At 76.2% G+C, this 239-nt stretch carries 1 pseudogene; it reads left to right on the top strand.

The window, feature by feature from the left end:
- A pseudogene (locus tag JS521_RS36260) lies at positions 1–239 on the top strand (MarR family transcriptional regulator); the annotation flags it as partial.

Raw genomic sequence — 239 nt, 5'->3', positions numbered from 1 at the left:
CGGCTCCGCCAACCCCGACAGCCCCGCCCGCAGCCCTCTCCCCCGCCTACCTCGCCCTCGCCGAACTCGGCCGCCGGGACATCCGGCTGACGCTGTCCGCCGACGACTGCGCCGCCTTGGAAGCGCAGGCCGCGCAATGGCTCGCCCGGGGCGTGAACGCCGACTACCTGATCGCTGCCCTCACCGCAGGGCTCCCCGCCCAAGTCGACTGCCCGCCCCGCTTCGTCCGCCGCCGCCTC

Source organism: Streptomyces durocortorensis (genome assembly GCF_016901035.1).
In the GTDB taxonomy this organism is placed as follows: Bacteria; Actinomycetota; Actinomycetes; order Streptomycetales; family Streptomycetaceae; genus Streptomyces; species Streptomyces durocortorensis.
Note: the sequence above shows the minus strand (reverse complement) of the source record. Positions and strands in the feature narration are given on the sequence as shown.